Raw genomic sequence first — 17,606 nt, 5'->3', positions numbered from 1 at the left:
AATTAATACTTGGAGGCGTAATATGGGATAAATCAGAATTCAGAATAGACCTTTTGGTCCCTTTCCGACAGTGCTTGTAGGTGCTGATGTTAATGGTAAACCGAATTACGCCACTCTTGGGGCATATGGGGTTGTAAGTAAGTATGAAACCTGTTCTTTATATTTCGTTAAAAAGCACTCACCATACAACCTCGGGTGTTAAGGAAAATGGATATTTCAGTGTTAATATCCCCTCTGCCGATTTAGTTCAGAAGACAGATTATTGCGGTATCGTATCTGGTAAAACAACAGACACGTCTAATATTTTTGCATCATTTTACGATGATCTTGGAAAAGCACCCATGATTAGCGAATGCCCTATCAATTATCTGTGTAAAGTCATTCAAACTATACCAATTTTTGATTTTGAAATGTTTTTAGGAGAGATCGTTGCGGTATATGCAAATGAACATTGCCTGAAAAGTGGTAGGCCTGACCCTATAAAGATCAATTCGATCATTATGATGGACAATAATTACTGCGATCTGAATCATGTGGTCGGTTCTATCTTTAAAGAAGGCCAAAGTGTTGGATGAGTTACATCATAATGTTTTAAAAAATCTCAACACTTATAGAGTGGTGTTTCTAGGCGAGACCCTTTGCGCTTTAAAATGCGAAACTAAAATCAAGCAGTTCTGCTGGGACATAGAGTGCACTGGAATGCAAGGAGTGAGGGAATGAAGGAAATTATCGCAAGGCTGGATTACCTAATTCAAGTGGTTCCAATAAGAGTCAACCAGTTTTCGGAACAGGGATTTTCGGCACAGTTATTCGGTAAATGGTCGAGAAAGGAAATAATGGGGCATTTATGTGATTCTGCCACCAACAATCATCATAGATTTATTAAGATCCAGTTTGAAAGACAACCCTTAGTTTTAGTTCCTTATAACCAAAACTACTGGGTATCGATTCAGGACTATCAAAGTATACCAACTGACGAGATTGTTGGCTTTTGGACAACTCTGAATAGACATATCGCTAGAGTCATTTCGAAGACTCCAAAAGAGAAACTGTTGTACGTATGTGATATAGGTGATAATAAATACATTACTCTATCTGAGCTAATTCAAGATTACTTGAAACATATGGATCATCACCTAATACAAATCTTTGGCACAGCTGATCTTTAATGCATCGGATTATTTAGGGAAGTCATCTGTAGATAATTGGTAATACAAACGGAAAAAATTAAGGGGAAAATCCTAATGACTGATAGAAAAGTCATGCTCTACATTGCAATGAGCTTAGATGGATATATCGCAAGAGAAAATAACGATATTAGCTGGTTAGACATTGTTGAAGACCCAGGCGAAGACTATGGTTATGGAAAGTTTGTACAAGATATTGACACTGTCATAATGGGAAGAAAGACATATGAAAAAGTAATATCATTTGGAATTAAATTTCCCTACAAAGGGAAAAAGTGTTATGTCATTTCGAGAACGAAAACGGGTTACGAGGAAAGTGTAGAATATTATTCTGAGAGCCTTGAAGACTTAATTGCAGATTTGAAGAACAAAGAAGGAAAGGATATCTTTATCGATGGTGGATCTGAGATTGTAAATGAACTATTGAAGAGCAATTTGATCGATGAATTTGCAATATCTATAGTACCAAACTTTTTAGGAAGCGGAATTAGACTATTTAAAGAAGGAATCCTTGGACAAAGAATAGAATTAATAAGTTCTAAGGAATTCAAGACGGGTCTTGTTCAGTTGTGGTATCGAAAACAACCTAATCAAGATATCCGATAAATGCAATGCGGCCTCTGGCTTCGAGGGGCGTACGACATCGCATAACACCACAGTATTCCCGACACTTAGAGGATGATATGAATGTGGTTGGGAAGCGTCGGGAACCCCAAATGTTAGGCGATAGAACGAAGTCAAGGGGAAGGTGTTACGTGGGGAACTTTAAATTAAGAGGACGGCTAAAGCATCTTTTTGCTTTCTCGGCTATCATTATGATTTTATTGGGAGGCACTGCCCTTACGGTAGACAGGTATGTTGAGCGAGTCGGAACAGAATACATATTTAATATTAATGATGTTCCGGCTGCTGATGCTATCCTTGTCTTAGGGGCTTATGTCTTTCCAGATGGAACGACTTCGTCCATGCTAAATGATCGGTTGAGTGAAGGATATGAACTTTACAAAGAAGGCAAGGCTTCAAAGTTATTAGTGAGTGGGGATCATGGGCGGAAAGATTATGATGAAGTTAACGCTATGAAGAATTTCTTGAAGAACAAAGGTGTACCTAGCCAGGACGTCTTTATGGATCACGCGGGTTTTAGTACATATGAAAGCGTGTATAGAGCTAGGGATATTTTTAAAGTTCAAAGGATTATTATAGTAACTCAGGAATATCATCTCATGCGTGCCGTTTTCTTGGCTAGGGAGATGGGGCTCGAGGCGTATGGGATAGCCTCCGACAAACATGATTATGGACAAGCTATGAAGTTTTATAAAGTAAGAGAAATAGCCGCCAGAAACAAAGATTTCATATGGGCCAAAATTATCAAACCTAAACCGACATATTTAGGAGACTCGATACCTGTATTTGGAGATGGAAGAGCAACTGACGATAAGTAAGATTATAGTTTAGTACTGATTGTTCCGTAACATAACAGGAGATTGCCGGTACTTAGCCAAGATGATTGTAGTATGGCGCTACGGGACACCGCGGTTATACAAGGAGGGTATCCCTTATGAAATCAATCCAGCTAAAAAATAGACAAACAGTGCTGCTAAGGAGAGAGGGCGTTAAAGGGGATGCCGCCCGAACTCGTTGCCCACTTACATCAAATTGTGTAGAATCGGATTATCTAACCTTCGGAAGTGGTGAATTTTCAGTATCAGTAAACGATGAGGAAGCCCTGCTCGAAGACGGCTGAAATGTCTAAAATAAGATTATGCTACTTGCCTTAGTAGAGAACAAGATAATTAGTTTTTTATCTTTACCGATGGAGCCCGAGCACGGATCCAGCATACCGGAGAATTCGGTGTTTCAGTCCTCAAGGAATTGGTACTGCAATGGACAGTTTTATAATTTTATCACATGGGCCTTTGCAAAGATTAACAGAATTGTTGAACAGTGTTCGTCGTGTTATTGCCAGCTTTGCCCTAATACCTAGATGGTACACGAATATCACGAACATAAAAAGAAACACACATGTAAGACCAGTAACAATTTACCGGACATACATGTGTGTTTTTAGTCTTAAGGGATCGATTACACCGCGTTTGAGGATAAATCATATATCTTATATTTGGCCTGCTGTGGAGGGCTCAGAATGCCAACAAAATCGCCAGGATCATCTCCTGGGTGGTACTATGAATTCTCGGCTTAAAAAGATGGTAAGGATTACGCAGAACTTGACGTAAATGGATACACAGGTCAGGTTTGGTTTAGAAACTGGCAGAGACCCATACTAAATACTATTGAAGTGAAGTAAAGAAAGATTGGTTCGGCCAAAACAAGAAAAGTGCAGAGGCTCCTCAGCGAGACACTGTCCTTTATCACTATTGAAGTTGCACTTATTTACTCTTCAGGAGTGTGGTGATCTCTCAACTTTGTTGTAAAACTCATTCTAGTCCAAACCTGTTCAAGGATATTGTCCCTAAGTTTTTAAATTGATTTTTACCGTTTAACGTCTTTCGTAGGGATAACCGGGCTTTGTGTAATCGCCATTTTACTAACTCCACAGAGCAACCTAGAATCTCGGAAACCTCCTTTGTTGAACAACCATTAATTTCTCTCAAGACAAAAACTTCTTTCTGCTGTTCAGGTAATTCTGCTATGGAACTGAATATTATATTCCTCGTTGCATTTTTTTGGCAGGCCCCATCCGGTTCTGGTGAGGTATCAACCTTTGAAAAGTTGGAGTTTGTTTTCTCTGTAGCCATTTCTTTACGAACGCAGCTCTTTCGTTGATGGTCAACCGTAACGTTTACAGCTATTCGATAAAGCCAGGTAGAGAATTTTGACTTACCGCTAAATGTGTGTCTGGATTGAAATGCTTTTAAAAAAGTTTCCTGCGTTAAATCTTGAGAAAGGTAGTAATCACCTGTCATTCCATAAATTAAATTAATTATTTTTTCTTGATTCTGAGAAATTATTTCTTCAAAGGAAAGATCCTCTTCAGATGAATCTGCAGTATAAATATTTTCCTTGATCTTCACGTTGTTCACTCCTTCAGGATTTAACATTAAATTTAGGATGTCCAATAAATTGGACAATAGATTAATTGTTTGTTATTAATAGATTGAAACAGAGAACCCCCGGATGTGGTGGTCCAATGGGTTTTGTCTGTCACAATTAAATTGAAGTAAATTTATCTGCGTTGATTTCGAGCCCTAATCAGCCAATCGATAGAAACAGTTCCAGCTCCGTTAATAAATAAGAAGAGTGCGACTAACACAAGCACAAAGACATATTCGACTCCACCTTTGTCCAGAAAGAAACCATTAGGCAGATGAACGGTAACAGCAGCACCTAACATAACTATAGCTATTCCCAGAGCGGCAGGTCTAGTTAAAAAACCTATGATTAGCGCTATTCCGGCAAAGAACTCAAGTAAAATTACCAAACCCGCTATTGGAGGGGCTTCTTCTTTATGAGGACTTTTACCAAAATCACCGGTTAAATCTTTGCCTGCTTTAACCCCAGCATGTTCGCCATCCTTGAATACATTAGAGGCATCATAAACTTTTCCTTGACACCAACATAGTCAGGGTTCTTGATTCCATCAAAAGCACTTAATTGGATTACTGTACTCCCTATCCTACTTAATTCTTGCCTAGATGGTCCAACCTAAACTTCAATAATTAAGACGGATTAGTTTTAATTTGGATAGTGAAAGTGTCTTCTTTAAAAAAGGAAATTTATATTTTAAAGTACCTTGTGAACTCTTGGTTAATGAATGTTTATTTAATAAAAGGAGACAGATCAGATGCCTGGAATCCCTTTGAGGATAACACTAAACAGAAATACCTGATCTTTACAAAAAATCCTAAGAATTTCTTAAACAATGAAAAAGCCCCGATCGGCATGTACCGGTGCTTTTCTGCAACCAATAACAATCTATTCTGTGACAACAGGTATCATAAACGATGTTACATTAACGCAACCGGTACAGAAGGCTTACTAACATATTAAAATAAAATCAATAATCATTCCACTCTTAGCAGATCATATATTCAGAGAAGCCAATCATTACTTAAGCATATTAAACAGTTCAAAACGAGATTTGCAGATCTACTTTAATTTAATAACTATGAGAGTTTATTTAGGGCTGGAGAAAATGAACCTTATGTGACCATGTGACAGTTCACCTTTCAGTAACAAAAACAAATACTTTGTTACAAAAGATATGGAGTACGCCGGATTATCTCTACCAACAATTCTGCGGTTTTATAAAGGTCATTTATCTCAATGAACTCTTCATTCGTATGTACTTGTTGAGTCCCTATTCCTAAGTTTGCACAAGGAATACCATAATAGTTTAAATAATTGGCATCACTCCCCCCACCTGATGCTTTGATGTCCGGTTCCCATCCGAGTGAGCGAATAGCTTTCTCTGCGATGGCCATTACCTGCATATCCATGGTAAGTTCATAGGGGTCATAGAGTTTTAGCACCGTTACCTGAGATTTGCCACCGTGTTCATTCACCACGCGCTCTATAATGTTCATAATTTTTTCCGTTATCAATTGAAGTTCGGTTAAATTATGACTCCGTGTTCCTCCATTGATCTCCACTGCTTCCGGTACGATATTTGTGGCAACTCCACCATTGATTATGCCTATGTTTGCTGTGGTTTTTTCATTAATACGGCCATCAGGAATCTGCGATAAAGCTTTTGCCGCCAATATGATTGCGTTAAGTCCATCTTCTGGAGCAATACCAGCATGAGCAGGTCGCCCAAATATCTTAAATATTAGGCTGTTTTCTCCAGGAGCTTTATTAATAATTTTACCGGGAGAACCGCTCGAATCTAATACATATCCGAAATCCGCATGTAAAAGAGACCGATCAATGTTTTTAGCGCCTAATAGTCCTCCTTCTTCAGCAACTGTAAAGACTACTTGTATTTCACCGTGGGGAATACTCTGTTCCTGTATGACCCGTAAAGCCTCAAGGATCGAGACCAACCCTGCTTTATCATCTCCACCTAAAATTGTTTTTCCGGACGATCTGACAATGTTATCAACGACAATAGGGTTAACTTCCCGACAAGGCTCAACGCAGTCCATATGTGCTGATAATAAGAGAACCGGGGCAGATGTTAAGGTTGACGGCATTGAAGCGATTAAGTTGCCGCAGTTTCCTCCGATGGATCGTCCTGCACGATCCTCAATTACTCTCAATCCTATTGCCTCTAGTTTATGTTTAAGTACTTCGGCAATTCCCCGCTCTGAAAGAGTTGGACTCGTAATGCGCACCAATTCAAGGAATTCATTTAAGATACGTATATGATTGACCAATTTATACTCTCCTTTGGTTAACTGTTAATTGAGTAATGACCCCAAAAATATGTATTATTAGGTTAGCCATTATTACAAAGCCTACTCTAATATTATTTCCGAATATAAAGTCGAGCACGGCTCGTTAAAATTACCTTATATATACCTCATAATTCCCTTAAATCTAATAAATAAAATATAACGATTATAGGAAACATAATAGAAAGGAGTGATGAAATTATGGAAAAGCCTGTAGTAGCTCAAAAATCGCCTATTCCCGTTGATCTTAAGAATGGTGAAACTTATTATTGGTGTACTTGCGGAAAAAGCTCTAATCAACCATTTTGTAACGGCGCACATGAAGGAACTTCATTTACACCATTAGCATTTACTGCTAAAAAAGATGAAACTGCTTATTTATGTGCATGCAAGTTCACTAAAAATCCTCCTTACTGCGATGGAACACACGACAGTCTTTAAGAATTTTGGCCTCTCATTAAGCTTATAAATGGGAGTAGTTTTCATGGATGAAGTCAACACATTGGCTATTGTAGCCTAGCTTCATCGGACGATTGTCGAATTTGATTCCGCATACAAGCAGCATCAAGAGGACGTACCGACACTAATCCCGTTTATCAAGAAAAGGATTCAGCACTAATTTGGGCTGAATCCTTTTCTTGTTGTTGAGAAATTTTATAATGCCAGGCACTTTTCTACTGTTAGTTATGTAGAATAAACCAGAATAATATATGTCGGGGAGGAATTGGATGTATGTATCCTTGCACAGACACTCTAACCCAAGATATTTTCAAGGCGATAAACGGTCAGTACAGTGCTATTGCTTGTTATACCAAGTTGGCCCAAATAGCTTCGACTGAGGAAGAAAGAAAGCAAATACTTGAGATTCGAAAGGATGAGATTGCCCATTATCAAGTGTTTTCCCAAATATATCTTGCTATCACCGGGACACGGCCGACCCCACAGATAACAGAATCCTGCCCATCAAGTTACAAGGATGGTTTACAAAGTGCGTTTAAAGATGAGCAAAATACTGTGGATTTTTATCTAGATATTGCAGAAAAAGCTCAAGATCCTTATATTAAAGAAAAGTTTAAAAGGGCTGCTGCAGACGAGCAAAATCATGCCGTCTGGTTTTTATACTACTATACAAAACTCCGTTGCTAGGACCATTCTTCATGAAGAATGGTCCTAGGCGTATAGAGGCTTTTTTCATGGAGAAGATAACAACTGAAAAAGGAGGAGGGCTAAATGAGTAGCAATAGACCTAGAGTACCTGAATCCGAAAAACAGTTGGATGAACTTAAGTCCGAAGCAGCAGAGGAACTACAGTTAGACGATGATATTCAAGAAAAGGTTTCGGCAATATGACATCTCGTGAATGTGGCCAAATCGGTGGAAAAATGGTCAAGAAAATGGTCGCCTTTTCAGAAGTTGTCAGACCTAGCTTCGAACAAGGACTGGTACAAGCCTTTTTTCCACACACCTCAACAAACAAATTAACGATGATTTCAGTCCTGATTAAACGTTTTAAAAATTACAATAACACGGCGATACAAAAACGTTACATACCTATAAAACGACAACACGCTGCCTATTATAACTTGGCAGCGTGTTGTGTTAAGTTTCGCGGAGTTAGAGTGCAATAGGTTTTAATTCATCATTGACAATTAAAGCACCATAGTGTTTTAAATCAGAAAGAGAGAGTGTGGTATTATCAGAGAAAACTACTCCGGCCTTTCCGGGATAATATCTTAGGAATTTATTGAGAAGTTCAGCGGATTCGGATTTAAGGATGATGGGTTTTTTAATTAATAAGCTAAATTGGCTAACAAATTCCCACACATCAAACGTTTCTTTCATATCACCAAATTCTAATAAAAGATAATCGATCGATTCTGATTTAGAGTCTTGTATTAAATTATGAAAATCACCGTTAATTAACATAGTTATAGCATCTTGTGAAAGCCTTTTAACTGAATATTTCTGGTCTTTAGAAAGAACAAGATGATTATAGGCTGAAGCAAGGGTTGGATTAACGTTCAACTCTAACTTTGGAGTTTTGATCTCAGCAAGATCTTGCTTAATCGCACTGATAAATTCTGGAGTAGTACCACAGCATCCACCAATAAGTCGTACTCCATTCTCTACAAATTCTTGGGTGTAGGAACTAAATTGTTCGGGTTTCTGTTGATAGATTACCTCTCCATTCACTAGTTCAGGCATCCCGGCATTTGCTTTTACGCAAAGAGGAATGGATGCAACAGAAAACATTTTTTTAATGGGTTCAATTAAACTATCGGGACCCCCTGAGCAGTTAGCCCCAACGAGAGCCACGCCTAATGATTGACAGACAATAGCACATACCTCTGCTGAATTACCAAACAACGTTCGACTATTTGCATTAAAGGTTACTGAAGCAATAATCGGAAGCTTTGTAGTTTCTTTCGCTGCTAAGATAGCGGCTCTTAATTCATTTAAATCCGTAAACGTTTCAAAATTTACAAGATCTGCGCCTGCATCTTCGATGGCCTTTAAAGGCTCTTTGAAAATACTATAGGCCTTATCAAAGCTTAAATTGCCTGAGGGTTCTAAAAACGAACCAGTCGGACCCACTGAAGCAGCAACATAAGTATTTTCACCGGCTATTTCTTTCGCTAATTTCACACCGGCAAAGTTTAGTTCATATGTTTTATCCCCTATACCGTGTTTTTCTAAGGTAACTCTATTGCCTGGAAACGTGTTTGTTTGAATCACATCGGAACCGGCTTGTTGGTATTGACGATATAGGTCTTTAACTTCCTCCGGATTGGATAAATTCCACGATTCTGATGCTTCATTTCCGGTTAGACCTCTCCTTTGGAGCATAACCCCTTTAGAACCATCATATAATAAAACCTTTTCCTGGATGGAACTTAGAAAATTTTTCAATGATTAAACCTCCTAGTAAGATAGTAGCGTTAATGGGAAATAAAGTAGTGAATAATATCAATTACTTTAACTCATGTTACCACTTTTCGCAACAGATAGGTATTTGGCCTACGCACATAGGGCGGCGTTTTCAATGAGCAATTTTAGGACAACTTCTTAAGGAAATTATCAAGAGTTAAGATGTCAACGAAGAGTTCAAGGAAGCTATAACATTGGCATAAGTTAAAAGGCTATCAATTTTGTGATAGCCTTTTAACTTAAGTCGGTTTTCTTATCAAGCTTATTTTTAAGAAGTGATTTTTTAGAATATAACGCCTAATGCGATAAGAATCAAAATAGCCACTGCGATAATTCCTACTCCTACACCTGCGCCCACGCCATAAGAAGCAACTGGGGCTGCAACAGGTTGAGGACAACATGCTCCGCTCATTCCACCATAACCCATTCCATACATAAGAAGTTCCACCTTTCTATAGTTAGATTTAGAATACGATTCCCATTGCGATCAAAAGAAGAATTATTACCACAACTGCCGCGATCCCTGCGCCAAAGCCTTTTCCGCAACCGCAAGCTGCTCCATCAACGTTACCAAATGCCATTTGCGTTTCCTCCCTTCCAGTGATACCACATGATATGCAAGGTACATCAAATATGGAACAATATGGCAAAATATTTAGGGCTGATTTAATCCTAGATATCTTGTTTGCTGAGTGTGTTTTTCTTGCTTGCTTATACAATTTGTGTAATCTATAGTGTATGTGTAATCATTGAGCAACTAGGTGGCCGCTGGCCAAGGTGATATGGAAATACTAAGTAAAGGGAGACTACGTAAGATGCTAAACTTTGATACGCTTTATAATCCTTATGCGTCACGCAGAATGACCGCGTACGCTAAAAATGGTATGGTGGCCACTTCTCAGCCTCTTGCTGCTGAAGCGGGGTTGTCGGTCTTAAGAAAAGGTGGAAATGCGATTGACGCAGCGATTGCTACAGCGGCCAGTCTGACGGTGGTTGAGCCAACCTCCAATGGAATAGGAGGAGATGCTTTTGCCTTGGTCTGGACAAAGGGACAACTTTTTGGACTCAATGCCAGCGGCCCAGCACCTCAACAACTTACGTTGCAAGCTTTGAAAAGAGCTGGACACCAAGAAATGCCTACATATGGATGGTTTCCTGTCACCGTTCCTGGGGCGCCAGCAGCCTGGGCTGAGTTATCTGCCCGTTTCGGTAAGCTTCCTCTGACCGAAGTCATGTCACCTGCAGTTACATTTGCTGAACAAGGTTATCCCGTTTCACCGACGGTTGGGAGGAATTGGGAAATTGATTTCAATCGATATGCTCAAGACCTTAAAGACGAGCAATTTAAGCAATGGTTTAAGACGTTTGCTCCCCAAGGACGCGCTCCAAGAATTGGTGAGATTTGGAGTTCACAAGATCACGCCCGCACGTTACAATCGATTGCAGAAACAAACGCCCGATCGTTTTATAGTGGAGTCATCGCGGATAAGATCGATCAATTTTCTAAACTGTATGATGGTTTTCTGAGAAAAGACGACTTGGCGACCTACACACCGGAATGGGTAACCCCGATCTCCATTAATTACCGTGGATATATGGTTTGGGAAATTCCGCCCAATGGACATGGACTCGTTGCTTTAATGGCCTTAAATAGTTTAAGAGGGTTTGATTTCGAGGTGAAAGAAAGCCCCGATTCGTATCATCGGCAAATTGAAGCTCTAAAGCTGGCTTTTGCTGACGGAAAAAAATACATTGCTGATCCTTCTCAGATGAACGTAAGGATTGAAGATCTGCTATCAGATGGGTATGCTGCAGAACGTCGAAAGCTAATCGGAGAAAAAGCGCTTCTGCCTGAACCTGGCAATCCACCGAAGGGGGGGACGGTCTATTTAGCAACAGCGGATGGTGAGGGAAACATGGTTTCGATGATCCAAAGTAACTATATGGGCTTTGGATCCGGCCTGGTGGTCCCTGAAACAGGAATTAGCCTTCATAATCGCGGAAATAACTTTTCTCTGGATCCGAACCATGACAATTGTCTTCAACCAGGTAAAAGGCCTTACCATACCATCATTCCCGGTTTTTTGACGAAAGATAGCCTTCCAGTGGGCCCATTTGGTGTGATGGGAGGTTTCATGCAACCCCAAGGGCATGTGCAGGTGATCATGAACACGGTAGATTATCATTTGAATCCCCAAGCGAGTCTTGATGCACCACGTTGGCTATGGACCCATGGGAAGACTATAGAGGTTGAACACTCTTTCCCTGAGCATATTGCCCAAGAGCTAGCACGAAGGGGACATGACATCCGATGGTCCATGGATACCTCTAGTTTTGGACGTGGTCAAATTATCTGGAGAACGAAGGATGGGGTATTGGTGGGTGGTACTGAGCCGAGAGCGGATGGGCATATTGCTATGTGGTAAAGCTCATTAAAGGCTTGCTTCATACCCTATAGAACGAATAAACCCCGGTCTATTGCCGGGGTTTATTCGTTCTATAGGGTATGAAGTTCGTTCGAGTTCGAGTATAAGTCGAGTATTAAGTCTAGTTATAAATTAAGTATTGAATGGCCCTATATCAAGCCTCTATTACTTTCCCGTTGGTTGATATCGTTACGACCTCCCAGGGAACCATTTTCCCGCTGTTAATCATGGCCTTTCTTACAGCGTTAACAAGTCCACCACAGCAAGGTACTTCCATTTTCAGAATCGTTAGGCTTTTAATTTCGTGAAGTTTCAAGATAGTCGCTAATTTTTCCGAGTAATCAACATCATCTAGCTTAGGACAGGCAATTAGGGTGATTTTATCCCGCATGAACTGTTGGTGAATATTTGGATAAGCAAACGCAGTGCAGTCGGCTGCTAGCAGTAAATGGGCGTTATCAAGGTAAAGTGCGTTTGACGAAACTAATTTTAGCTGGCAGGGCCACTGACTAAGCTGCGACTGTGAGGCTTCATTGGATTGAACATGTGCAGATTCAGGCTGTTTTTTGGCAAGGAGCTTTGCCTGAGTGCCTGGACAACCAGAGGTTAGACAACCTTCAGACTTTGCCTTGCTTTTGTTCAGGTGTTTCTGGACGGCCTCTTCGTCATAATCGGCAGTTTCTCGTTCCTCAAGAGTGATGGATCCGGTCGGGCATTCGGGCAGACAGTCCCCGAGACCGTCACAATAGCTTTCAGAAATAAGCCGGGCTTTTCCATCGATCAGTTGTAAAGCCCCTTCGTGACAGGCACCAACACAAAGGCCGCAGCCATTACATTTTTCTTCATCAATGGTTATGATTTTTCGTTTCATGATTAGATCCCCCTTTATGTTAAAGGTCAATGGTCTGACCTTGATTATAGCTATTATACAAGATGACATGTGGATATAATAGAGGTAACGAAAACTTAGCTGCTGTATATGGCGGGAGCTTTCTTTAATTTGCGGAAAAAGGAGTGAATGAATCGATGAGACGTATCGGAGTCATCGGACAGTCGGGAGATATACCCCTTGAACTTCAGCAAGCGGCTGAAGAAGTAGGAAGGGAGATTGCTCTAAGAGGCGCTATACTTTTAACGGGTGGTACGAACGGGGTGATGGAGTGGGCGTCTAAAGGTGCTAAAGAGGCCAATGGGCTCGTGGTAGGAATTTTACCGGGAGACACCATGGATAGAGCCAATCAATATATCGATATTCCGATCAACACGGGATTAAGCTTTGATTATCGGAGCTTGATTCTCGTCCATTCTTCCGATGCGCTGATCATGGTGGGTGGCGGTAATGGTACGCTGGGGGAATTGTCGGCTGCCTATCTAAATCTCAAACTGGTCGTAATCCTTGAACCCTCGGGCGGATGGGCCAAAAAGGTAAGGACGATTGCGTATGAAGAGGCATTTCTGGATGAACGAAAAAGCATCAAACTCGAATATGCCCAGACGGCGAAAGAGGCATTAGATATTGTTTTAAGCCGCTCCGTGGTACCCCCTCCCAAAACGAACTACTAAATCACATATTGAAAATTGAAGTGGGAAAGATAAATGTCAGTGAACCGAAAAATGATAAAAGGAGTAAACGCATGAAACGGTATCTGACTTTAATCGTTATATCCCTTTCAATCCTAGGTACAGCACTCAGTGGGTGTACAGGCATTCGGCCTGCACCGCAGACTCCCCCCGCACAAATGGGAGTCAATGGTCAACCTCCACAAGCTGAGGCTTCCCGTGACGATGTTTTGGGAGCTGGTAAGCGAGTTGTTTTGGGTTTTTATACGGATGCCGGAGCAAAATCAAAGGATTCCTTGGCTAAAAATATTAAAACACTCGATGAAGTAGCGTTTTTCTGGTACTCCTTTGATGGAGCGGGAAAGATTAAAAGTACTGGTAATGTTGACTTAAGCCTAAAGGAAACAGCTCAGAAGGGTGGAGCAAAAGCCTATGCTTTGGTCCATAATCTGGGTGGTGATGAGGGATTTAACCCGCAATTGGCTCATCAGGTTTTGGCGAATAGCACAGTTCGTGCTGTCTTTGTTAAAAATCTAGTGGCTTTGACGACCCACGATAACTGGGATGGTATTGCGATCGATATAGAGAAAGTTCTTCCTAACGACCGTAACATTTACACAGCATTTCTGAATGAGCTGCATAGTGTGCTCAAAGCAAATGGCAAGATTCTGAATGTCTCGATTCCAGCAAAATATATAGACGATCCTAACGATTTATGGTCGGGTGCATTTGACTACGCTTCTATAGGTAAGGCAGCGGATCAAATAGTTTTAATGACTTATGAAGAACATGGTGTGGGCACAACTCAAGGCCCTATTGCCTCTCAGGGGTGGGTTGATCGCGTCATTAAGTTTGCTATTGGCAAAATTCCTAAAGAGAAACTAGTTTTGGGTCTGCCTGTCTATGGTAGTAACTGGGCTTCGAACAAACCACTTCTGCCAACGTATTTAACCTATGCTAAAGCCATTGAGTTAGCTAAGACAAAAAACGTAAGCATTCTGTATGATGAAAATCAACAAGTTGCGCACTATACCTTCACCGAGGCCGGAGTGCGTCATGAAGTTTATTTAGAGAATGTTCGTAGCCTAACTTCAAAGTTAACGAGTTCTAAGAAGAATCAACTGCATGGAGTCGCCGTTTGGCGAATGGGTATCGAAGATCCAACCTTGTGGACCGATGTCTTAAAAGGGTATGCTTCACGCAAATAAATCTTGTCATTAAAAATGCCGCCGTTTATGACAAACAGCGGCATTTTTAATGAATGTGAGCATGATTCGATGTGGATGATTTAGAATGTGGTAGAGATATTATTTGAATTAATATCCCGCTATGATCGTTTCTACAGATTTGCTAATTCTATTGGATAGAGCTTGATACCCTGCAGAATTTGGGTGTAGACCATCCTTGGCGATAAATTTACCGAGATTAAACTTCAATAGGTCGTCGGTTGGTATGAAAATTCCTTTTCCATCGTCTTCGACGAGCTGTTGGGTATTATAGTTCCAGGTATGCAAAAGTCGGATATCTTCAAGACTGTTTGCTTTTTCATACGGATTGTAAAGCCCTACAAAAATGACCTTGGAATTGGGATTGGTGGTTCGTAGGACTTTTAGAGTTTGCTTTAAATTGGCAAGATAACTGTCCTGTCTCACTTTGAATTGATCTTCCTTAGCGAGATCGTTGAGGGAAAGGATGCTTCTTATATCATTTCCACCAATCGAGACTAGGATCATCTCTGAATCTATGATAGTTTTCTCCAACTTTTTGCTTTGAAGCTGTTCTAAAAGGCCTAGGCTTTCAAGCCCGTCTATTCCTGCGTTATTGACGACGATTTCTTTAGAGGTGTTGTTTTTGAAAGACTCGGGTAGATATCCAGAAAACCCTTTGCCCTTTTCATCACCAGTCCCTTTAGCGACAGAGTCTCCCAGAATGAGCACATTAAACGAGCTGGCATTCTTGGACGATAGGTTTGTTGTCGAGTTTCCTGTGGTTTGAGTCGTTGAGGTATCTGGTGGCTGAGGATCAGTCATTGTCGTGACGATGATCGCCTGATAGAAACCGATCGATAAAACGATGAAGCCCACAAAGGCAATTGTAACAATAGAGTACCACATGCTTTTTTTTAACACGTTCATTTCTCCTTAGACAAGGATATCTTGTTTTGTAAAATAGACGAAGCTAATAAGGATCGAAGCGATAGCCCATCCTAAAAGGACTGTAATCGAAAATAGCATCGTCATTCCTTCAATCGGCTGGAAGGATCCTGATAAATAATCCGTGAGTCGTAAATTGACCATGAACATATAGCGCGTAATCTTCCAATCTGTGAGAAAGTAGCTAATAAAATTACCCGCTACGAGGGTGGACATTATTATGCCTATCGAGGCGGCGGTGCTTTTGACTAAGATGGAGATCATAAATGAGATACTGCCCACGACGACGGATACAAAAAAAGCCAAGGCATAAACCATGAGCGAATAACGCCATTGGGGGACGTTGAGGACAGTGGTGGTATCCAATTTCCCTGCCAGGACTTTGAAACCAGTCGCTACTGGGGCTAGCCATCCTCCGAAACCAAAGAAGAATCCCGAAATAATTGTTGAGAGCACAAACGAAAAGAAGATAACAACGATTTCTAAGATGACCAGGGTCAAATATTTACTCAAAAGAATCTTCCACCTTGGAACGTTCCTGACAAGAAGTAGTTTGATGGTTCCGCTAGAGGCTTCCCCTGACACCATATCAGCCGATAACATAATAATTAATAGTGGCAAGAATAAGAAAATAGCTTGTTCCATGAATTTGGTGGTAAATTTTGCAGCGGACTGTTCGAGCGGGTTAATATTATTGTTCACGTTATACTGGAGTTGTTCCATTCTTACCCGAAGGGAGGATTTACTTTTATCATCCGCATAAGGGCTATCAAGCCTGTTCTTCAAATCGATTAATTGTTGATTCGCCAGCTTTCGCCAGTCATCCGTCGCTGTAACTCCCATGCGTTGAGAGAGTTGGGCCTTGGTTCTTTCGAGAGTTTTTTGTTGACCATAAGCAAAGACCGAGATCAGCACAACCAGAATTGCCAAGACAAACACAAGTCGTTTCTTGGATATCATTTTAATGACTTCATTTTCAATTAGACTAAACAATTTGATCCCCTTCCGTAAGGTCTAAAAATAGATCTTCTAAACTGTTTTGTTTGGTAGTGCAATAGGTGAGTGATATGCCTTCTCTGATCAAAAATTCATTGATTTTATCAAGAGGTTGCTGGCTAAGAGAAGCGCTAATGGTTGTCTTTTTTAACTGAACAGCTTCGATATTCCAATGTTCCCGGAGAAGTGTTATCGCTTTCTCAGGATTATTTAACTGCCACTCGATCCGAGCTTCATCTTTTATGATTTCCTGTACACTGGCGGTTTTGATGACGCTTCCTTGCTTGATGATGGAGACGACATCACACATTTGCTGAATTTCCAACAGTAAGTGGCTCGATACAAACACCGTCATACCTTCTTCATAGGCAAGTTTTCTGATCAGATTTCTAAACTCAGTAATGCCAGCAGGGTCGAGGCCATTGGTTGGTTCGTCAAGAATTAAAAGCTTAGGTCTAGACATGATAGCTTGGGCAATTCCTAGGCGTTGGCGCATGCCCAAAGAATAGGTGCTTACTTTGTCTTTAACCCGATGCTGGAGACCCACCATTTCCACGACGTCTTTAATCCGTTGCTGAGTTATCGTTTTATTCATAGCAGCAAATTGTAACAAGTTTTCCATACCTGTTAGGTACTTGTACATATCTGGGCTCTCGATGATGCAGCCGACATTCGACAGAGCTTTTACAAAATCATGGGCTACAGAATAGCCGCAGATGGTTACTGACCCTTGCGTGGGTTTAATTAATCCTACGATCATACGGATCGTTGTTGTTTTTCCTGCGCCATTAGGGCCCAGAAAGCCGAAAATTTGGGATGGATAAAGAGTGAGATTTACTCCTCTGACTATTTCCTTTCCTTTAATTGTTTTTCTTAAGTCGGTGAGTTCTAATACTGCGGTTTGCTGCATAACTTCTCCTTTAGGACGTTATTATTCGACTAGCTACCAAGTACATTATAGATAAATTCTACCTAAATAGACAGCTTGAGTTATCCTTATTC

General features: G+C 40.7%; 17 protein-coding genes and 4 pseudogenes. 12 read left to right on the top strand and 9 right to left on the bottom strand.

Annotated elements, in window-relative coordinates; translation table 11 throughout:
- Nucleotides 1–31: 31 nt before the first annotated feature.
- The 5 genes and pseudogenes from E4K68_RS07940 to E4K68_RS07920 all read left to right on the top strand — a co-directional run bounded on the left by E4K68_RS07940 (nucleotide 32) and on the right by E4K68_RS07920 (nucleotide 2,931).
- Nucleotides 32–575, top strand: a pseudogene (locus E4K68_RS07940) (flavin reductase family protein).
- 141 nt (nucleotides 576–716) lie between these two features.
- Complete coding sequence (locus E4K68_RS07935; RefSeq protein WP_135378394.1) at nucleotides 717–1,169, top strand: DinB family protein; 453 nt, start codon at nucleotides 717–719, stop codon at nucleotides 1,167–1,169.
- Nucleotides 1,170–1,244: 75 nt separating this feature from the next.
- Nucleotides 1,245–1,793 carry a dihydrofolate reductase family protein gene (locus E4K68_RS07930; RefSeq protein ID WP_135378393.1) on the top strand — a complete coding sequence of 183 codons (549 nt, stop codon included), beginning with the start codon at nucleotides 1,245–1,247 and terminating at the stop codon, nucleotides 1,791–1,793.
- A gap of 209 nt (nucleotides 1,794–2,002) precedes the next feature.
- The gene (locus tag E4K68_RS07925; RefSeq protein ID WP_199241723.1) at nucleotides 2,003–2,629 is read left to right on the top strand and encodes an ElyC/SanA/YdcF family protein; all 627 of its coding nucleotides are present in this window, start codon (nucleotides 2,003–2,005) and stop codon (nucleotides 2,627–2,629) included.
- Between the two features lie 116 nt (nucleotides 2,630–2,745).
- Nucleotides 2,746–2,931, top strand: a complete 186-nt coding sequence (locus E4K68_RS07920) for a hypothetical protein (protein WP_135378392.1) — start codon at nucleotides 2,746–2,748, stop codon at nucleotides 2,929–2,931.
- A gap of 691 nt (nucleotides 2,932–3,622) precedes the next feature.
- Here the strand turns inward: E4K68_RS07920 and E4K68_RS07910 are convergent.
- A complete protein-coding gene (locus E4K68_RS07910) occupies nucleotides 3,623–4,219 on the bottom strand; it encodes an RNA polymerase sigma factor (protein WP_135378391.1) in 597 nt (198 codons plus the stop codon).
- 152 nt (nucleotides 4,220–4,371) lie between these two features.
- Nucleotides 4,372–4,650, bottom strand: a pseudogene (locus E4K68_RS07905) (DoxX family protein); the annotation flags it as partial.
- Nucleotides 4,651–5,171: 521 nt separating this feature from the next.
- Between E4K68_RS07905 and E4K68_RS07900 the strand changes: the two are divergent.
- Nucleotides 5,172–5,355: pseudogene (locus E4K68_RS07900) on the top strand (DUF2935 domain-containing protein); the annotation flags it as partial.
- Between the two features lie 43 nt (nucleotides 5,356–5,398).
- Here the strand turns inward: E4K68_RS07900 and E4K68_RS07895 are convergent.
- Nucleotides 5,399–6,523 carry a M20/M25/M40 family metallo-hydrolase gene (locus E4K68_RS07895; protein ID WP_135378389.1) on the bottom strand — a complete coding sequence of 375 codons (1,125 nt, stop codon included), beginning with the start codon at nucleotides 6,521–6,523 and terminating at the stop codon, nucleotides 5,399–5,401.
- A gap of 219 nt (nucleotides 6,524–6,742) precedes the next feature.
- On the opposite strand from E4K68_RS07895, the gene E4K68_RS07890 reads away from it, so the two are divergent.
- The 3 genes and pseudogenes from E4K68_RS07890 to E4K68_RS21035 form a co-directional block, all read left to right on the top strand.
- A complete protein-coding gene (locus E4K68_RS07890) occupies nucleotides 6,743–6,982 on the top strand; it encodes a CDGSH iron-sulfur domain-containing protein (RefSeq protein ID WP_135378388.1) in 240 nt (79 codons plus the stop codon).
- A 291-nt stretch (nucleotides 6,983–7,273) separates the two neighbouring features.
- On the top strand, nucleotides 7,274–7,687 hold the full coding sequence (locus tag E4K68_RS07885) for a ferritin-like domain-containing protein (protein ID WP_135378387.1): 414 nt from the start codon (nucleotides 7,274–7,276) through the stop codon (nucleotides 7,685–7,687).
- Nucleotides 7,688–7,771: 84 nt separating this feature from the next.
- A pseudogene (locus tag E4K68_RS21035) lies at nucleotides 7,772–7,953 on the top strand (alpha/beta-type small acid-soluble spore protein); the annotation flags it as partial.
- Between the two features lie 202 nt (nucleotides 7,954–8,155).
- On the opposite strand, the gene E4K68_RS07875 reads toward E4K68_RS21035, so the two are convergent.
- Both E4K68_RS07875 and E4K68_RS20615 read right to left on the bottom strand, forming a co-directional pair.
- Entirely contained in the window at nucleotides 8,156–9,451 is a 1,296-nt protein-coding gene (locus tag E4K68_RS07875) for a homocysteine S-methyltransferase family protein (protein ID WP_135378386.1), read from the bottom strand.
- 301 nt (nucleotides 9,452–9,752) lie between these two features.
- Nucleotides 9,753–9,905: a hypothetical protein gene (locus E4K68_RS20615; RefSeq protein ID WP_199241716.1), complete on the bottom strand. Its 153-nt coding sequence runs from the start codon at nucleotides 9,903–9,905 to the stop codon at nucleotides 9,753–9,755.
- A 379-nt stretch (nucleotides 9,906–10,284) separates the two neighbouring features.
- Here E4K68_RS20615 and E4K68_RS07870 point away from each other — a divergent pair, with 379 nt between their 5' ends.
- Nucleotides 10,285–11,895 (top strand): gamma-glutamyltransferase family protein, encoded by a 1,611-nt coding sequence (locus E4K68_RS07870; RefSeq protein ID WP_135378385.1) that lies wholly within the window; start codon nucleotides 10,285–10,287, stop codon nucleotides 11,893–11,895.
- A gap of 154 nt (nucleotides 11,896–12,049) precedes the next feature.
- Here E4K68_RS07870 and E4K68_RS07865 read toward each other — a convergent pair whose 3' ends face one another.
- Nucleotides 12,050–12,766, bottom strand: coding sequence for a 4Fe-4S binding protein (locus E4K68_RS07865; RefSeq protein ID WP_135378384.1), 717 nt, complete (start codon nucleotides 12,764–12,766; stop codon nucleotides 12,050–12,052).
- A 155-nt stretch (nucleotides 12,767–12,921) separates the two neighbouring features.
- Between E4K68_RS07865 and E4K68_RS07860 the strand changes: the two genes are divergently transcribed.
- Nucleotides 12,922–13,458 carry a TIGR00725 family protein gene (locus tag E4K68_RS07860; protein ID WP_135378383.1) on the top strand — a complete coding sequence of 179 codons (537 nt, stop codon included), beginning with the start codon at nucleotides 12,922–12,924 and terminating at the stop codon, nucleotides 13,456–13,458.
- Between the two features lie 71 nt (nucleotides 13,459–13,529).
- Nucleotides 13,530–14,663, top strand: coding sequence for a glycosyl hydrolase family 18 protein (locus E4K68_RS07855; RefSeq protein WP_135378382.1), 1,134 nt, complete (start codon nucleotides 13,530–13,532; stop codon nucleotides 14,661–14,663).
- A gap of 108 nt (nucleotides 14,664–14,771) precedes the next feature.
- Here the strand turns inward: E4K68_RS07855 and E4K68_RS07850 are convergent, their stop codons facing one another.
- Genes E4K68_RS07850 through E4K68_RS07840 form a run of 3 tightly spaced genes read right to left on the bottom strand, consistent with a single transcriptional unit; the run spans nucleotide 14,772 to nucleotide 17,514 of the window.
- A complete protein-coding gene (locus E4K68_RS07850) occupies nucleotides 14,772–15,584 on the bottom strand; it encodes a GDSL-type esterase/lipase family protein (protein WP_135378381.1) in 813 nt (270 codons plus the stop codon).
- 12 nt (nucleotides 15,585–15,596) lie between these two features.
- Nucleotides 15,597–16,601 (bottom strand): ABC transporter permease, encoded by a 1,005-nt coding sequence (locus E4K68_RS07845; protein WP_135378380.1) that lies wholly within the window; start codon nucleotides 16,599–16,601, stop codon nucleotides 15,597–15,599.
- Nucleotides 16,594–17,514 (bottom strand): ABC transporter ATP-binding protein, encoded by a 921-nt coding sequence (locus E4K68_RS07840; RefSeq protein WP_135378379.1) that lies wholly within the window; start codon nucleotides 17,512–17,514, stop codon nucleotides 16,594–16,596. Before E4K68_RS07840 ends, E4K68_RS07845 begins: the two co-directional genes overlap by 8 nt.
- Between the last annotated feature and the right edge of the window lie 92 nt (nucleotides 17,515–17,606).

It is taken from the genome of Desulfosporosinus sp. Sb-LF (genome assembly GCF_004766055.1).
Taxonomy (GTDB): Bacteria; Bacillota; Desulfitobacteriia; order Desulfitobacteriales; family Desulfitobacteriaceae; genus Desulfosporosinus.
This window is presented reverse-complemented; position numbering and strand designations above follow the sequence as displayed.